This window comes from Shewanella sp. BJSY2023SW005 (assembly GCF_047314585.1).
GTDB lineage: Bacteria > Pseudomonadota > Gammaproteobacteria > Enterobacterales > Shewanellaceae > Shewanella > Shewanella algae.
Genome location: NZ_JBKORJ010000020.1, coordinates 163,200 through 177,366 on the forward strand (window position 1 = coordinate 163,200; position 14,167 = coordinate 177,366).

At 51.1% G+C, this 14,167-nt stretch carries 12 protein-coding genes and 2 tRNA genes; 7 read left to right on the plus strand and 7 right to left on the minus strand.

What is annotated here, in order from left to right:
* The first annotated feature begins 352 nt into the window (after positions 1 to 352).
* Positions 353 to 1,978, plus strand: coding sequence for a phosphoethanolamine transferase (locus ACMHXI_RS05020; RefSeq protein WP_117200679.1), 1,626 nt, complete (start codon positions 353 to 355; stop codon positions 1,976 to 1,978).
* Between the two features lie 87 nt (positions 1,979 to 2,065).
* On the opposite strand, the gene ACMHXI_RS05025 is transcribed toward ACMHXI_RS05020, so the two are convergent.
* The 4 genes from ACMHXI_RS05025 to ACMHXI_RS05040 form a co-directional block, all read right to left on the minus strand.
* On the minus strand, positions 2,066 to 4,768 hold the full coding sequence (locus ACMHXI_RS05025) for a bifunctional acetate--CoA ligase family protein/GNAT family N-acetyltransferase (protein ID WP_208184745.1): 2,703 nt from the start codon (positions 4,766 to 4,768) through the stop codon (positions 2,066 to 2,068).
* A gap of 223 nt (positions 4,769 to 4,991) precedes the next feature.
* Positions 4,992 to 5,068: transfer RNA gene (locus ACMHXI_RS05030), tRNA-Val, on the minus strand.
* A gap of 35 nt (positions 5,069 to 5,103) precedes the next feature.
* A tRNA-Val gene (locus ACMHXI_RS05035) sits at positions 5,104 to 5,180 on the minus strand.
* Positions 5,181 to 5,318: 138 nt separating this feature from the next.
* Positions 5,319 to 6,695: an MATE family efflux transporter gene (locus tag ACMHXI_RS05040; protein ID WP_025009723.1), complete on the minus strand. Its 1,377-nt coding sequence runs from the start codon at positions 6,693 to 6,695 to the stop codon at positions 5,319 to 5,321.
* Positions 6,696 to 6,728: 33 nt separating this feature from the next.
* On the opposite strand from ACMHXI_RS05040, the gene ACMHXI_RS05045 reads away from it, so the two are divergent.
* Positions 6,729 to 7,343, plus strand: coding sequence for a riboflavin synthase subunit alpha (locus ACMHXI_RS05045; protein WP_101058797.1), 615 nt, complete (start codon positions 6,729 to 6,731; stop codon positions 7,341 to 7,343).
* Positions 7,344 to 7,407: 64 nt separating this feature from the next.
* On the opposite strand, the gene ACMHXI_RS05050 is transcribed toward ACMHXI_RS05045, so the two are convergent.
* Positions 7,408 to 7,608 (minus strand): CPXCG motif-containing cysteine-rich protein, encoded by a 201-nt coding sequence (locus ACMHXI_RS05050; RefSeq protein ID WP_101058796.1) that lies wholly within the window; start codon positions 7,606 to 7,608, stop codon positions 7,408 to 7,410.
* 271 nt (positions 7,609 to 7,879) lie between these two features.
* Here ACMHXI_RS05050 and thrS point away from each other — a divergent pair, with 271 nt between their 5' ends.
* The 4 genes from thrS to rplT all read left to right on the plus strand — a co-directional run bounded on the left by thrS (position 7,880) and on the right by rplT (position 11,010).
* Positions 7,880 to 9,808, plus strand: a complete 1,929-nt coding sequence (gene thrS, locus ACMHXI_RS05055; RefSeq protein ID WP_044734468.1) for a threonine--tRNA ligase — start codon at positions 7,880 to 7,882, stop codon at positions 9,806 to 9,808.
* 3 nt (positions 9,809 to 9,811) lie between these two features.
* Positions 9,812 to 10,354 carry a translation initiation factor IF-3 gene (gene infC / locus ACMHXI_RS05060; protein WP_037436578.1) on the plus strand — a complete coding sequence of 181 codons (543 nt, stop codon included), beginning with the start codon at positions 9,812 to 9,814 and terminating at the stop codon, positions 10,352 to 10,354.
* An 84-nt stretch (positions 10,355 to 10,438) separates the two neighbouring features.
* Complete coding sequence (gene rpmI / locus ACMHXI_RS05065; protein WP_025009728.1) at positions 10,439 to 10,633, plus strand: 50S ribosomal protein L35; 195 nt, start codon at positions 10,439 to 10,441, stop codon at positions 10,631 to 10,633.
* Between the two features lie 17 nt (positions 10,634 to 10,650).
* Positions 10,651 to 11,010 (plus strand): 50S ribosomal protein L20, encoded by a 360-nt coding sequence (gene rplT / locus ACMHXI_RS05070; protein ID WP_025009729.1) that lies wholly within the window; start codon positions 10,651 to 10,653, stop codon positions 11,008 to 11,010.
* Positions 11,011 to 11,151: 141 nt separating this feature from the next.
* Here the strand turns inward: rplT and trxB are convergent, their stop codons facing one another.
* Entirely contained in the window at positions 11,152 to 12,105 is a 954-nt protein-coding gene (gene trxB / locus ACMHXI_RS05075) for a thioredoxin-disulfide reductase (RefSeq protein WP_044734469.1), read from the minus strand.
* A gap of 142 nt (positions 12,106 to 12,247) precedes the next feature.
* A complete protein-coding gene (ald, locus tag ACMHXI_RS05080) occupies positions 12,248 to 13,363 on the minus strand; it encodes an alanine dehydrogenase (RefSeq protein WP_025009730.1) in 1,116 nt (371 codons plus the stop codon).
* A gap of 180 nt (positions 13,364 to 13,543) precedes the next feature.
* On the opposite strand from ald, the gene lrp reads away from it, so the two are divergent.
* Positions 13,544 to 14,047: a leucine-responsive transcriptional regulator Lrp gene (gene lrp, locus ACMHXI_RS05085; protein ID WP_025009731.1), complete on the plus strand. Its 504-nt coding sequence runs from the start codon at positions 13,544 to 13,546 to the stop codon at positions 14,045 to 14,047.
* Positions 14,048 to 14,167 lie beyond the last annotated feature (120 nt).

Below are 14,167 nucleotides of genomic sequence, written 5' to 3' on the forward strand. Positions count from 1 at the left end.
TCTCCGGAACATGGAAGAGCACAATAAAACTTGCCGTAATTTACTCTCAGAGACATTTTGGCGACTTCCGGTTTGCCAAGCTTAATGCGCCTCCAACTTACAATTGCGGGACATTTGCATGCAAAACGGCTCTTGAGTTATCAAACGACTCTTTTAACCTTTTATACCGCAGTTTTAGCGTATGGTGCATCGCGAACTTTCCCATTGGCACAGAGTCTGAAAGCTTAATTCGGCCCCATGAGCGATGTCGGAACCGATAAGGGAACCTTAAGATAAAATTGTTATATTAACATTTAGTTAACCATAAGTTGAAATTGCTGAGCCTTGCATCAATTTTAACCGTCATTTAGGAATGAGTGTGTTGAATCCCATCTCTGTCAATCGCCTGACCTTTGTACTGGCACTGTATTTTGTGGCCGTGTTCAATGTGCCTTTTTTTACCATAGTCAAACAGGGGCTCGAGAACCAAGCGCATGTGGCTCCTTTGTTTGTGGCTACCATTCCCATCTTCTTGATCTCGGCTTTGGGGATACTGTTTTCCCTGTTCAGCTTTAAATATATTCTCAAACCGTTTTTTATTGTGCTGTTGCTGTGTTCATCGGGGGTATTTTTTGCCGCGTTCAAATATGGCGTAGTATTCGATACCGGCATGATAGAGAATACCTTTCAGACCAACAGCGCCGAAGCCTTGACCTATGTGAACTGGGCATCAATGTTAAATCTGCTGTTGACCGGGGTGCTGCCGGCAGCGCTCTTGTATCGTACCCAGATCGCCTATAAGCCCATGGGCAAGGAGCTGGCGTACAAGGCGCTGTACATCATAGCGAACGTCCTCATCATAGTGGTAATTGCCTTTTTCTATATGCAGAATTATCTGGCTTTTGGTCGCAATAATGATGAAATCAAACGTTACATTGTGCCCACCTATTTTGTCGGCTCGGCGGCCAAATACATCAATCAGCACTACCTGCAAAAGCCGCTCGAATATCAAAAGTTGGGTACAGATGCCAAGCAGGTAAAACCAGCCGGTGAAACTAAACCCAGACTGATGGTGCTGGTGGTCGGTGAAACCGCCAGGGCGCAAAATTACCAATACTATGGCTATGACAGGCCAACCAATGTCTACACCAAGGCGATTTCACCGCTGATCTTCAGCGATGTCAGCTCTTGTGGCACGGCCACGGCAGTTTCTTTACCCTGTATGTTTTCCCGAATGAGCCGGGAAGATTATGACTCCCGCGCCGCCAAGGCTCAGGATACCGCTGTGGATGTGCTCAACCACGCCGGTGTGAAAGTGCAGTGGTTTGATAACGACAGTGGCTGCAAAGGAGTGTGTGACAGGGTGGAAAACAAGCTGATAGCACTGAACGCCGACCCTAAGCTGTGTGATGGCCAGTTTTGTCAGGATCAGGTGCTGCTTGATGAACTCAAACAAGCCTTGTCGCAGCCGAACAATGGCCAGGATCGCCTGATAGTGTTGCATATCATCGGCAGTCACGGACCTACCTATTATCTGCGCTACCCGGAACAATATCGCCGTTTTACCCCGGATTGCCAGCGTAGTGACATTCAAAACTGCAGCCGCGAGCAGCTCACCAATACCTATGACAACACGATTCTGTATACCGACTATATCGTCTCTCAGGTGGTCGAGCAGCTAAAGGGACGCAGTGGCGATTATGATACGGCAATGATGTATCTGTCCGATCACGGTGAATCCCTGGGCGAAAAGGGCATGTATCTGCATGGATCACCCTATGCCATAGCGCCGAGTGAACAAACCAGAGTGCCTTGGATGGCTTGGTTTTCCAAGCAATTCAAGCAGCAACTTGGGCTGAATGATGACTGCCTGGCAAAGGAAGCCGCCGCCAAGAGTGTTTCCCACGACAACCTGTTCGATACGCTGTTGGGGCTCTTCGATGTCAGCAGCAAGGTTTACCAGCCTGAGTTGGACTTGATTGCCCTTTGTCGCCGTTGAGCGAGTCTGCTCCAATTATCAAAAGAACCCGGCATTGGCCGGGTTCTTGGTTTTGAGGTGTGGTTGTTCACCTTCAATATAGAAGGGTTATGTGTCCTTGCCCGCAAGTTCCATGTGCATCTTGATCAGGTGTTCTTCCATATCAAAGGTGACAGTAAAGCCAAGACTCTTGGCGAGACTGGCCATATTGCGGTTCTCGAACATGGTGAAACCGGTTAACACCTGAGTGCCCGTGGTGCGGTAGTAGTTGATAAGCTTCTCCAGCAGCAACTTGCCAATACCGATCCCCTGATGGGAACTGCGAACCGCCATGGCAAATTCCGCTTCTGTGTTATCCGGATCGATAGAGGCTCGCACTGCACCCAAGGTTTCCTCTTCGCCGTTTTCATCTCTTATGGTGGCGATAAACGCCATCTCACGGGCGTAATCTATTTGGGTCAGTACCGCCATTTCTTCATGGGTCATACGCGAGCGTACCCCGAAATAGCGCTTGTATCTGTCTTCATCTGTCAGCGAGTTGTCAAAGTCCAGATGCTTGGGTTCATCTTCCGGCAGTATCGGCCGCAACATCACCTCAAGGCCGTTACGCAGTTTGGCTTTCTCTTCCAGCTCTTTGGGGTAGGGTTGAATCGCCAGTCGCCCGGCGTTATCCGTAACTTCCGGGTTAAGGCGCAGATTGACATCCAAGAGGGTAATTTTCTCGCCCGCCGCCAATACAGGATTAAGATCCAGGCTCTCGATTTCGGGGCAATCGATAATGAGCTGCGAAATCTGGGTCAACATCAGGCACAAGGCTCGCATATCCAAGCCTTGGGGTAAGTGACGATCGCGGATCTTTTGAGTCTTGAGCGCCTGGATCACCATATAACGTGCTAGTGCCATATTCAGTGGCGGCAAGGCGACGGCCGCATCCCGGGTGGGTTCCCACTCGGAGCCGCCTTCACCTAGCATGATGGCTGGGCCGAACACTGGGTCGTTGATTACCGCGACTCTGAGCTCCTGTGCGCCGGCGGTCAGTGCCATCTTTTGCACTATCATGCCTTCCACCGAGGCTGCAGGGTTGGAGGCGTGCACCCGTTCGACTATGGCCGCCGCGGCCTGATTGACCTCGGAAGCCGATGTGAGATTCAGCATTACCCCGTGAACGTCCGATTTATGCAAAATATCCGGTGATTGCACTTTCAATGCCACGGGATAACCGGCCTTCTCGGCAATGGCCACGGCTTCGGCCGCATCCCTGGCAAACCAGGTATCTATGGTATCCAAGCCATAGGCGTTGAGTATGTTGCGGGCATCATGGGTTTCCAGTACCCGTTTGCCCTTGGCTATGGCTTGCTGCAACAGACTTCTGGCGGTAGTGCTGTCTGTTGGGATAGTGTCAGGTATAGATTGCGGCACTTCCTGCAGCAGTTTTTGGTTACGGCGATACTCCACCATATGCATAAAGGCGCGCACGGCGCCCTCGGGTGTGCGGTAAGTTGGGATCCCCGCCTTGGAAAAGTGCTTTCGAGCCCGATAAGCGGCATCTTCACCGCTCCAGTTGGTTAAGATGCTCACCCGGTTACGTTTCGGGTGCTGTTTGACGGTTTCAATCAAGGCATCGGCTATGGTGACGCTTTCGCCAAGGGCAGAAGGGGAGTGCAATACCAGGATGGCGTCCAGCTCATCGCTATCCATCAACACAGACAGCGCCTGGCTGTAACGCTCGGCGCCGGCATCACCTATGATGTCCACTGGGTTTTGCCCGGACCAGGTAGAGGGCAACAGCTGCGAGAGTTTCTCCACAGTGGTGTCGGACAACAGTGCTAGCTTGCCACCCTTGAGCACCAATTCATCCACCGCCAGCACGGCGGGACCGCCGCCATTTGATAAAATACACAGGCGCTCGCCATTGAGCGGGTTGAGGTGAGCCAGACTCTCGAGCGCGGCAAATAGCTCAACCAAGTCGGTGACCCGCAGCATACCGGCGCGGCGAAAGGCGGCCTCATATACGGCATCATTACCGGCAATGCCACCTGTGTGCAGTTTGGCGGCATTGCCACCCTCGGCGCTGCGGCCGGATTTGATCACCAAAATAGGTTTATGCCGGGCCGCGGCTCTGGCTGCCGACAGGAAGTGGCGCTTCTCATTGACCGAATCTATATAAAGCATGATGGCGCTGGTGCGGGAATCGCGGCCGAGAAAATCCAGCAGCTCATCGAAGTCTATGTCTGTGGCATCACCGAGGGAAATAAATGAAGAGAAGCCGATCCCTTTGTTGTTGGCCCAGTCGAGTACTGTGGTGCAGATGGCTGCAGACTGGGATACAAAGGCTATTTTGCCGGGCAGGGCACCGGCATGGGCTAGGCTGGCATTGAGTCCCTGGGGCGGCAACATCATCCCCAAACTGTTGGGGCCGAGGATCCGCATGCCGTAACGTCTGGCGTTGGCTTGAGTCAGTTCAAGCAGGTTTTCGCCTTGTTCGTTTAATTCATCGGCCATACCGGAGGCCATGATGATCGCCACTTTGCAGCCAAATTGTGCCAGGGTTTCCACTATCGCCGGTACGCTGGAGGCGCGGGTACAGATGATGGCCAGGTCAGGTTTGATCGGCAAAGACTCAATATTGGGATAGGCCAGCACGCCCATAACCGCGTTATACTTGGGCGTTACCGGCATAATTGGCCCGGCAAAGCCCCCCGAGAGCAGGTTTTTCATTACCACATTGCCCGCACGCTTGTCGCGATTGGACGCGCCAATGACGGCGATGGACCCGGGTTTGAACAGCGTGTGCAGAGTACGTTGGCTCATGAATTTCCCTGTCGGCAAAGGACCTTGTCTATGCTCCATGATTCCATGGCCGGTGAAAGTAAGCAATATGCAAAAAGTCGGGCTTGATTTACAAAAATACCATGCGGTAGAGGTGTTTACTCTTTTTGCGGGAATGAAAAGACAAGAGCAAGAGGAAACGCAAATTGGAATGGCGGGAAAGGGGAGTTTCAGGCATAAAAAAACCTGCTTGAAGCAGGTTGCTTGGTACACCCGAGTGGACTCGAACCACCGACCCCTACCATGTCAAGGTAGTGCTCTAACCAGCTGAGCTACGGGTGTATTGCATGATTTTCATTTTGACTCTCTGAAGAGAGTGGTACACCCGAGTGGACTCGAACCACCGACCCCTACCATGTCAAGGTAGTGCTCTAACCAGCTGAGCTACGGGTGTATTGTGTTTTTCAGGCTGTCGCCCTCGAACGAGCGCTATATTAAGGGCGAGCAGCCGCCAGTTGCAAGTAAAAAAACACAAATTTTTATTGAGTGGCGAATTGCTGCACAACTTGCTGCAGCTTTGATCGCATTCGGCTTAATTCGTGCTCTCATCAGAGATAACCGCGAACTGTTTGCCACTTTTCTGGATATATCTCAGACGGATAGCAAAGAGTATCGCGGCTACGGTCAAGCCGGCGATAAGCCCAATCCAGAATCCGTGTGCTCCCATGGCGGGTACCAGAAAATCGGTATACGCCAATACATAACCCAGGGTCATCCCCACAGCCCAATAGGCAAACAAGGTGATGAAAAAGGCGCTGCGGGTATCCTTGTAGCCACGAAGGGCTCCGGCCGCAACCACCTGTACCGAATCGGACAGCTGATATAGAGCAGCCATCAGCATCAGACTGCCTGCCAGAGTGACCACTTCTGGGTTGTCATTATAGAGCAGGGCAATCTCATACCTGAATACCACAGTCGCCACCGCGGTTAGCATGGCCAGAGAAAAGGCGATAGCCAATCCCACCTTGGTCACCAGTGCCGACACATCACTCTGACCCCGGCCTAGGTAATAACCGACCCGAATAGAAACGGCTATGCCGATGGAGAGTGGCAACATAAATACAATCGAGGAGAAATTCAGCGCAATTTGGTGTCCGGCCACGACAGTGGCACCGAGAGGCGCTAGTAACAAGGCGATCACCGCAAACAGACTGACTTCAAAGAACAGCGCCATGGCAATAGGCATGCCCAGCTTGGTCATCTCCATAATGGTGTGCAAATGGGGTTTGTGAAACGCCTTGAAGGGAGCCAACTCGCTAAAGCGTTTATGCCACTGCATATAGATGGCCATGGCCAGGAGCATGGCCCAAAACACCAAAGCGGTAGCGACACCACAGCCGGCGCCGCCCATGGCGGGCATGCCAAAGTGACCATTGATAAAGATATAGTTGGCCGGGATATTCACCGCCAGGCCGACAAAACCTATGATCATGGTCGGCAGCGTATAGGAGATCCCTTCGCTGCAGCCCCTGAGCACTTGATAGAGCACAAAGGCCGGCGCCCCCCAGAGAATGCCGTCAAGATAACCTATGGTCAGGCGCTTGAGCTCAGGCTCCAGTTCCATCCAATCCAAAATATGTGGCGCAGATGCCAGAAACAGCATCACACCCAAGGCGCCGGTTATGGCAATATAGGCAGCCTGAAAGGCAAGCGGTTGAATCGCCTTTTGGTTGTTTGCACCGTGATGATGGGCAAACATGGGAGTAAATGCCAGCAATAGGCCTTGAACGAACAGAATGGCCGGTAGCCAGAGACTGGTTCCGACAGCGACGGCTGCCATGTCGACAGCACTGACTCTGCCGGCCATCAGGGTATCGATAAACCCCATCATTGTCTGGGTAAGTTGTGCAATAAGCACAGGCAAAGCCAGTTGAACTAAGCGTTTGGCCTGAAAGCCGGTGTGATTCATGAAAGCAGCCCTAACAACTAAGCGAGTGAGAAAATGTTTACAGGTATTGTTCAAGCCAAGTGTGAAATCTTGGCGATCGAGAAAAAGCCCGGGCTAAATACCCTCGAAGTCGCTCTGCCTCCCGCCTTGCGCGAGGGATTGGAAATAGGAGCGAGTGTTGCCAACAACGGTGTTTGCCTGACGGTAACCCAGCTTGCTGATGATAGGGCGTTTTTCGACGTAATGGAAGAGACTCTGGCGGTGACTAATCTGGTCGGACTAAGGGTTGGTGACAAGGTTAACATAGAGAGGTCACTCAAGTTTGGTACCGAGCTTGGGGGTCACATTCTTTCCGGCCATGTGCATACCCAGGCGCAGTTGGTACATCTGGATATCAGTGACAGCCATTACAATATGCAGCTGGAAGTGGCCGAAGAGTGGTTGAAGTACATCTTCTATAAGGGCTTTATCGGTATCAATGGTTGTAGCCTCACCGTTGGCGAGGTCAAAGGCAATCGCTTTATGCTGCATCTCATTCCTGAAACTCTCAGACTGACCAATCTAGAGGACTATCGGGAAGGGAATAGGCTGAATATCGAAATTGACAGTCAAACCCAAACGATAGTGGATACGGTCGAGCGCGTACTAGCTCAACGACACCTGGCTTAATTGTCGCCGATACACTTAATTCGCGGCCGCACTCGTCCTATATAAGCAGCCTGAAACGGGGTTTTCAGTAGAGCTGTTCGTCATCGCCATCGACGTACAGCTCTATCATGTGCCTCTGGTCATTGATGTGCATCCGCATATAGATAGGGTTGCAACATACCCGGCAATCATTATAGAACTCCTGATCGCCGCCGCTGGCGTCGAGCTCCACCTTTTGATGGTGGCCGCAATGGGGGCAGCAGATAGTCTGACTCTTGAGTTGCATGGCTTCCTCCTTTGTCCGGTAGCGCTATGCCCTTTGGACGATAGAACCTCATATCACAACACAGTTCAAGTATAGCCCCAGGCTGTGAGCAAAAGCTTGTCCCTTGAGTGTTTTTGGGTTGCGCAGGCAAGGGCTTATCCCGTAAAATTGCCAGCCTGCCCGGCGGAGACCTTAAGGCTCCTGTACTGCCTTAACCCAAGGGCTAAACACTCTTTTTTAATTGATAACCAAGTGGCCCTACGTGTGGGTCACCACTGGACAAGGAATTTTCATGCCTGTAATTACACTTCCCGATGGGAGCAAACGCGAGTTTGCCAACCCAGTCTCTACACTCGATGTTGCTGCTGATATTGGCCCCGGTCTGGCGAAAGCCTGTATTGCCGGACGAGTCAACGGCGAGTTAAAAGATGCCTGTGATCTGATCGAAACAGATGCAGAACTGTCGATCATCACGGCCAAAGATGAAGAAGGGCTGGAAATCCTTCGTCACTCTTGCGCACACTTGTTGGGTCATGCGATCAAACAGCTGTGGCCTGAAACCAAGATGGCGATTGGTCCTGTTATCGATAACGGCTTCTACTATGACATCGACCTGGAGCATAAACTGACCCAGGAAGATCTGGAGAAGCTGGAAAAACGTATGCTGGAACTGGCCAAGACCAACTATGACGTGGTCAAGCGTGTGGTCAGCTGGCAGGAAGCCCGTGATACTTTCGAGTCTCGCGGCGAGCCTTACAAGATGGCGATCCTGGATGAGAACATCAGCCGTGATGCCACGCCGGCGCTGTATCACCATGAAGAATACACAGATATGTGTCGCGGTCCCCATGTGCCCAACATGCGTTTCTGTCATTTCTTTAAGCTGATGAATGTTGCCGGTGCCTACTGGCGCGGTAACTCAGACAACAAGATGTTGCAGCGTATCTATGGTACTGCCTGGGCCGACAAGAAAGCGCTCAAGACTCACCTGACCCGTCTCGAAGAAGCGGCCAAGCGTGATCACCGTAAAATCGGCAAGCAGCTGGATCTGTACCACATGCAGGAAGAAGCTCCTGGTATGGTGTTCTGGCACAACGACGGCTGGAGCGTATTCCTTGAGCTTGAGCGTTTTATTCGCCAGAAGCTGAGCCAGTACGACTATCAGGAAGTGAAAGGTCCACTGATGATGGACCGCGTGTTGTGGGAACGTTCCGGTCACTGGGATAAATACGCCGAGGCGATGTTTACAACCAGCAGTGAGAACCGCGAATACGCCATCAAGCCGATGAACTGCCCCGGCCACGTACAGATTTTCAATCAGGGCCTCAAGTCCTATCGCGATCTGCCGCTGCGGATGGCCGAGTTCGGCTGTTGTCACCGTAACGAGCCTTCGGGTGCCTTGCACGGTCTGATGCGGGTTCGTGGTTTTACCCAGGACGATGCGCACGTATTCTGTACTGAAGAGCAGGTGCAATCCGAAGTCAGCAAGTGTATCAAGATGGTGTACGACACCTATTCCACTTTCGGCTTCAGCAATATCGTAGTTAAACTTTCTACCCGTCCAGAGAAGCGTATCGGTGACGATGCCATGTGGGACAGGGCGGAAGAAGCTCTGAAACAAGCGCTGCGCAGCAACGATATCGAATTTGAAATACTGCCAGGTGAAGGTGCCTTCTACGGCCCTAAAATCGAATTCACTCTGCATGATTGCCTGGATCGCGCCTGGCAGTGCGGTACAGTGCAGCTCGATTACGCCTTACCGGGACGCCTGGGCGCGACTTATGTCGCCGAAGACAACAGCCGTCAGACTCCTGTGATGATCCACCGTGCGATTTTGGGCTCTTTGGAGCGATTCCTCGGTATCCTCATCGAAGAGTTCGCGGGCCGCTTCCCAACCTGGCTGGCTCCTATGCAGGTTGTTGTTATGAACATAACAGACAAACAAGCTGATTATGTTGAAGAAGTAGTCGAATTCTTCAAGGAACAGGGCATACGCGCCTCTAAAGACTTGAGGAATGAAAAAATAGGCTTTAAAATACGCGAGCACACTTTGAGGCGGGTTCCTTATTTGCTGGTCATAGGTGATCAGGAGATGGAAAATCGGGAAGTCGCTGTGCGTACCCGAGACGGGGTGGACTTAGGCAAGATGCGAATCGATGATTTCGCCGCTAAGGTCAAGCAACAAATTTCACTCCGTAGTCTTGAATTGTTGGAGGATTAGGTCATAAAGATCAAAAAATCAGCAGGCCGTCAGGCGGCCCCGAATAGAATCAATGAAGAAATTACCGGCGTACCAGAGGTACGTTTGAATGGCGTGGATGGTGAAGCCATTGGTATCGTCAGCATCAAAGAGGCTCAGGAAGTAGCCGATGAGGCAGGTCTGGATCTGGTTGAGATCAGTCCTAATGCTGAGCCGCCTGTATGCCGTATCATGGACTACGGTAAATATCTGTTCGACAAGGCAAAAGCCCAGAAAGAACAGAAGAAGAAGCAGAAACAGATCCAGGTGAAGGAAGTTAAATTCCGCCCTGGTACTGATGAAAACGACTATCAGGTAAAACTACGCAACCTGATTCGTTTTCTGGAAGATGGAGACAAAGCGAAAGTTACGCTGCGTTTCCGCGGACGCGAAATGGCACACCAGAACCTGGGTATGGATCTTTTGAACCGTATCAAGGGCGATCTGGAAGAGTATGCGGTTGTTGAATCTTTCCCGAAAATGGAAGGTCGACAAGCCATCATGGTGCTGGCGCCCAAGAAGAAATAGCAGGGCAATCCTGAAAAGTAGTAAAGGTCTACGGGCCTTTGCTCGCCTTGCGTTTTATTAATGTCCCAATGCGGAGTTTTAGTAATGCCTAAAATGAAAACCGACAAGGGTGTAGCGAAGCGTTTTAAGAAAACCGCCAATGGTTTCAAGCGTAAGCAAGCCCATCTGCGTCACATCCTGACCAAGAAGAGCACCAAGCGTAAGCGTCATCTGCGCGCCAAGTGTTTAGTTGCCAAAGCTGACGTGCCTATGATTGCACGCCAACTGCCATACGCTTAATTAGGAGGAATTGAAAAATGCCAAGAGTTAAGCGTGGTGTAACTGCACGAGCTCGTCACAAGAAAGTTCTTAAACTTGCCAAAGGTTACTATGGTGCCCGTTCACGTACTTTCCGTGTAGCGGTACAGGCCGTAACCAAAGCAGGTCAATATGCTTACCGTGACCGTCGCCAGAAGAAACGTCAATTCCGTCAACTGTGGATTGCACGTATCAATGCGGCTTCTCGTCAGAATGGTCTTTCATACAGCCGTTTCATCAACGGTCTGAAAAAGGCGTCTATCGAAATCGATCGTAAGATTTTGGCAGACATCGCTGTATTCGACAAAGTAGTGTTTGCTACTCTGGTAGAAAAAGCGAAGGAAGCACTGGCAAACTAATCTCTCAGGAGATAAGTTGTAGTTGCTGTTAAAAAGGGACCTAAGGTCCCTTTTTTCATGCCTGTGATTTGCCTATGCTTTAATGCCTCAGACAAAAAAGCCAGTCATCAATGACTGGCTTTTTCAGTATATCGGCAAAGCTTATTTCTGGGCATCCAGGAAGCGCTCGGCATCCAGAGCCGCCATACAACCGGTTCCGGCTGAGGTGATGGCCTGACGGTAGTGCTGATCCATCACATCGCCGGCGGCGAATACGCCTTTGACGCTGGTCTGGGTGGCATTGCCGTTGAGGCCGCTTTCGACCTTGATATAACCGCCATTCATCTCCAACTGGCCTTCGAAAATACCTGTGTTGGGGCTGTGGCCAATGGCGACAAACACCCCGGCCACTTCCAAATCGGAAATACTGCCGTCTTTGGTGCTCTTCATCTTGAGTCCGGTCACGCCCATGGCATCGCCGGTCACTTCATCCAATGTCTTGTCCAGGTGCAGAACTATGTTGCCGTTTTCGACTTTGTCCATCAGACGATCGATGAGAATTTTCTCAGAGCGGAAGGTATCGCGGCGATGGATCAGGTGCACTTCGGCAGCTATGTTGGAAAGATAGAGTGCTTCTTCAACAGCCGTGTTACCACCGCCGATAACGGCCACTTTCTGATTGCGATAGAAGAAACCGTCACAGGTGGCACAAGCAGATACACCACGGCCCTTGAAGGCTTCTTCAGATGGCAGACCGAGGTACTTGGCGGATGCGCCTGTGGCTATGATCAGCGCATCACAGGTGTACTCACCGTTGTCACCTTTCAAGGTGAAAGGGCGCTGTTGCAGATCCACTTCATTGATATGGTCGAAGATAATTTCGGTATCGAATTTCTCGGCATGCTTTTGCATCCGTTCCATCAGCGCAGGACCTGTCAGGCCTTCGGCATCGCCGGGCCAGTTTTCGACTTCGGTCGTAGTGGTTAACTGACCACCCTGCTGGATACCTGTGATCATCACAGGCTTGAGATTGGCGCGGGCAGCATAAACGGCTGCGGTATAGCCTGCGGGGCCTGATCCCAGGATCAAAAGATTACAATGTTTGGCTTGGCTCATTTTATTCTCCGTGCCTTGGCAAATTGCAGCGATTGTAGGTAATTTACCCCTAAGGGTAAAGCGCCAGGAATAGAATCTTCAAGATTGACTTAATCGAAAAAAAGGAGCCCAGAGGCTCCTTTAAAGCGATTAGTTGATTTGCTTACTGTAACAGTTCGCTGGCAGCGGTATAAGCCATATTGTGGGCTTCGGCGACTTCTTTACAGGTGATCTTACCGTGCATCACGTTAAGACCATTCAGCAAGTGCTTGTCAGACAAGAGCGCGTCGCGGTAACCCAGACGGGCCAGCTTGAGAATGTAGGGCAGGGTAGCGTTGTTCAGGGCAAAGGTGGAAGTACGTGCCACGGCGCCCGGCATATTGGCTACACAGTAATGCACGACATCATCGACGATATAGGTAGGATCCTGGTGAGTTGTGGCATGAGAGGTTTCCACACAGCCACCCTGATCTATGGCGACATCCACTATGGCGGCCCCAGGCTTCATCTTCTTGATGTGCTCACGGGTAACCAGCTTGGGCGCTGCCGCGCCGGGGATCAACACGCCACCTATGACCAGATCGGCCTGCAATACATGCTTTTCAATGGCATCGGCCGTCGAGTAGATAGCCTTGACCTTGGAGCCAAACTGAACATTCAAACGACGCAGCGCGTCGATGGAGCGATCAAGCACCACTACATCGGCACCCATGCCCACCGCCATTTGCGCCGCATTGGTACCTACCATGCCGCCGCCGATAATCACAACTTTAGCAGGTTCAACCCCTGGGACTCCGCCGAGCAACATGCCCAGGCCGCCCATAGATTTTTCCAGCGCCATGGCACCGGCTTGGATGGACATGCGTCCGGCCACTTCTGACATGGGGGCCAGTAAAGGCAAGCCACCACGGTCATCAGTAACCGTTTCATAAGCGATACAAACAGCGCCGCTGTTGACCAGTTCTTCAGTTTGGGGCAGATCGGGGGCAAGGTGCAGATAGGTAAAGAGGATCTGGTCATGGCGCAGCATGGCACGTTCTACGGCCTGTGGCTCTTTGACTTTGACTATCATCTCAGCCTTGGCAAAAACCTCGGCGGCCGTGTCCAAAATAGACGCCCCGGCATCGATATAGTCCTGATCGGTAAACCCAATCCCATTACCAGCATTCGTTTCGATAAAAACCTGATGACCATGCATAGTCAATTCGCGTACGCTGGAAGGTACCATACCCACGCGATACTCATGGTTTTTGATTTCCTTTGGAACACCAATTATCATTTTCGAGCCTCAATATACTAAAAAACCCACTTTTAATGGGCATAATTGTTATTTTATAGTGACCTGAACGTGATCAATTCAGGAAAGTCTAGTATAGTATTGCCCGGGCAGATTATGCTGCTAAACTTCCGACATACGCAAAATTAAATGTTGTTTTAGTGATAAAACAAGGTTAAAAATATGGTAAATAATAAAAAGAGTCCTGTAAAAGACTTGGATCGTATCGATCGTAACATTCTTAATGAACTGCAAATTGACGGTCGCATTTCCAACGTTGAGCTTTCCAAACGTGTTGGTTTGAGTCCAACTCCTTGCCTTGAACGCGTCAAGCGTCTCGAAAAACAAGGTTACATTAACGGCTATACCGCACTGGTTAACCCACACTTTTTGGGCGCATCTTTGTTGGTATTTGTCGAGATCACCCTCAACCGGGATACTCCGGAAGTCTTCGATAAGTTTAATCGCGCCGTGCAGCTTTTGGATGATATTCAGGAGTGCCACCTGGTATCGGGCGATTTCGATTATCTGCTGAAGACACGGGTATCCGATATGTCTGCCTATCGTAAATTGCTGGGCGAAACCTTGCTGAAGCTGCCTTCAGTGTCCGACACCCGTACCTACGTGGTGATGGAAGAGGTGAAACAAACCAGCAAAGTGGCCATCAGTATTTCTGCTGAAGCCTAAACCTCGATTGTTAACGAGGGTAAAAGGGAGCCACAATGGCTCCTTTTTTGATCTAGGTTGTTTACTTTTTATCCCAGGCGGCGAGGCAGCATAAAAAAATGCCGCTATCCACTTGCTTTT

Excerpts from the sequence above, each read along its gene's own strand:
- ACMHXI_RS05020 (WP_117200679.1), top strand. The coding sequence starts at position 353 with ATGAGTGTGTTGAATCCCATCTCTGTCAATCGCCTGACCTTTGTACTG.
- ACMHXI_RS05025 (WP_208184745.1), bottom strand. The coding sequence starts at position 4,768 with ATGAGCCAACGTACTCTGCACACGCTGTTCAAACCCGGGTCCATCGCC.
- ACMHXI_RS05040 (WP_025009723.1), bottom strand. The coding sequence starts at position 6,695 with ATGAATCACACCGGCTTTCAGGCCAAACGCTTAGTTCAACTGGCTTTG.
- ACMHXI_RS05045 (WP_101058797.1), top strand. The coding sequence starts at position 6,729 with ATGTTTACAGGTATTGTTCAAGCCAAGTGTGAAATCTTGGCGATCGAG.
- ACMHXI_RS05050 (WP_101058796.1), bottom strand. The coding sequence starts at position 7,608 with ATGCAACTCAAGAGTCAGACTATCTGCTGCCCCCATTGCGGCCACCAT.
- thrS (WP_044734468.1), top strand. The coding sequence starts at position 7,880 with ATGCCTGTAATTACACTTCCCGATGGGAGCAAACGCGAGTTTGCCAAC.
- rpmI (WP_025009728.1), top strand. The coding sequence starts at position 10,439 with ATGCCTAAAATGAAAACCGACAAGGGTGTAGCGAAGCGTTTTAAGAAA.
- rplT (WP_025009729.1), top strand. The coding sequence starts at position 10,651 with ATGCCAAGAGTTAAGCGTGGTGTAACTGCACGAGCTCGTCACAAGAAA.
- trxB (WP_044734469.1), bottom strand. The coding sequence starts at position 12,105 with ATGAGCCAAGCCAAACATTGTAATCTTTTGATCCTGGGATCAGGCCCC.
- ald (WP_025009730.1), bottom strand. The coding sequence starts at position 13,363 with ATGATAATTGGTGTTCCAAAGGAAATCAAAAACCATGAGTATCGCGTG.
- lrp (WP_025009731.1), top strand. The coding sequence starts at position 13,544 with ATGGTAAATAATAAAAAGAGTCCTGTAAAAGACTTGGATCGTATCGAT.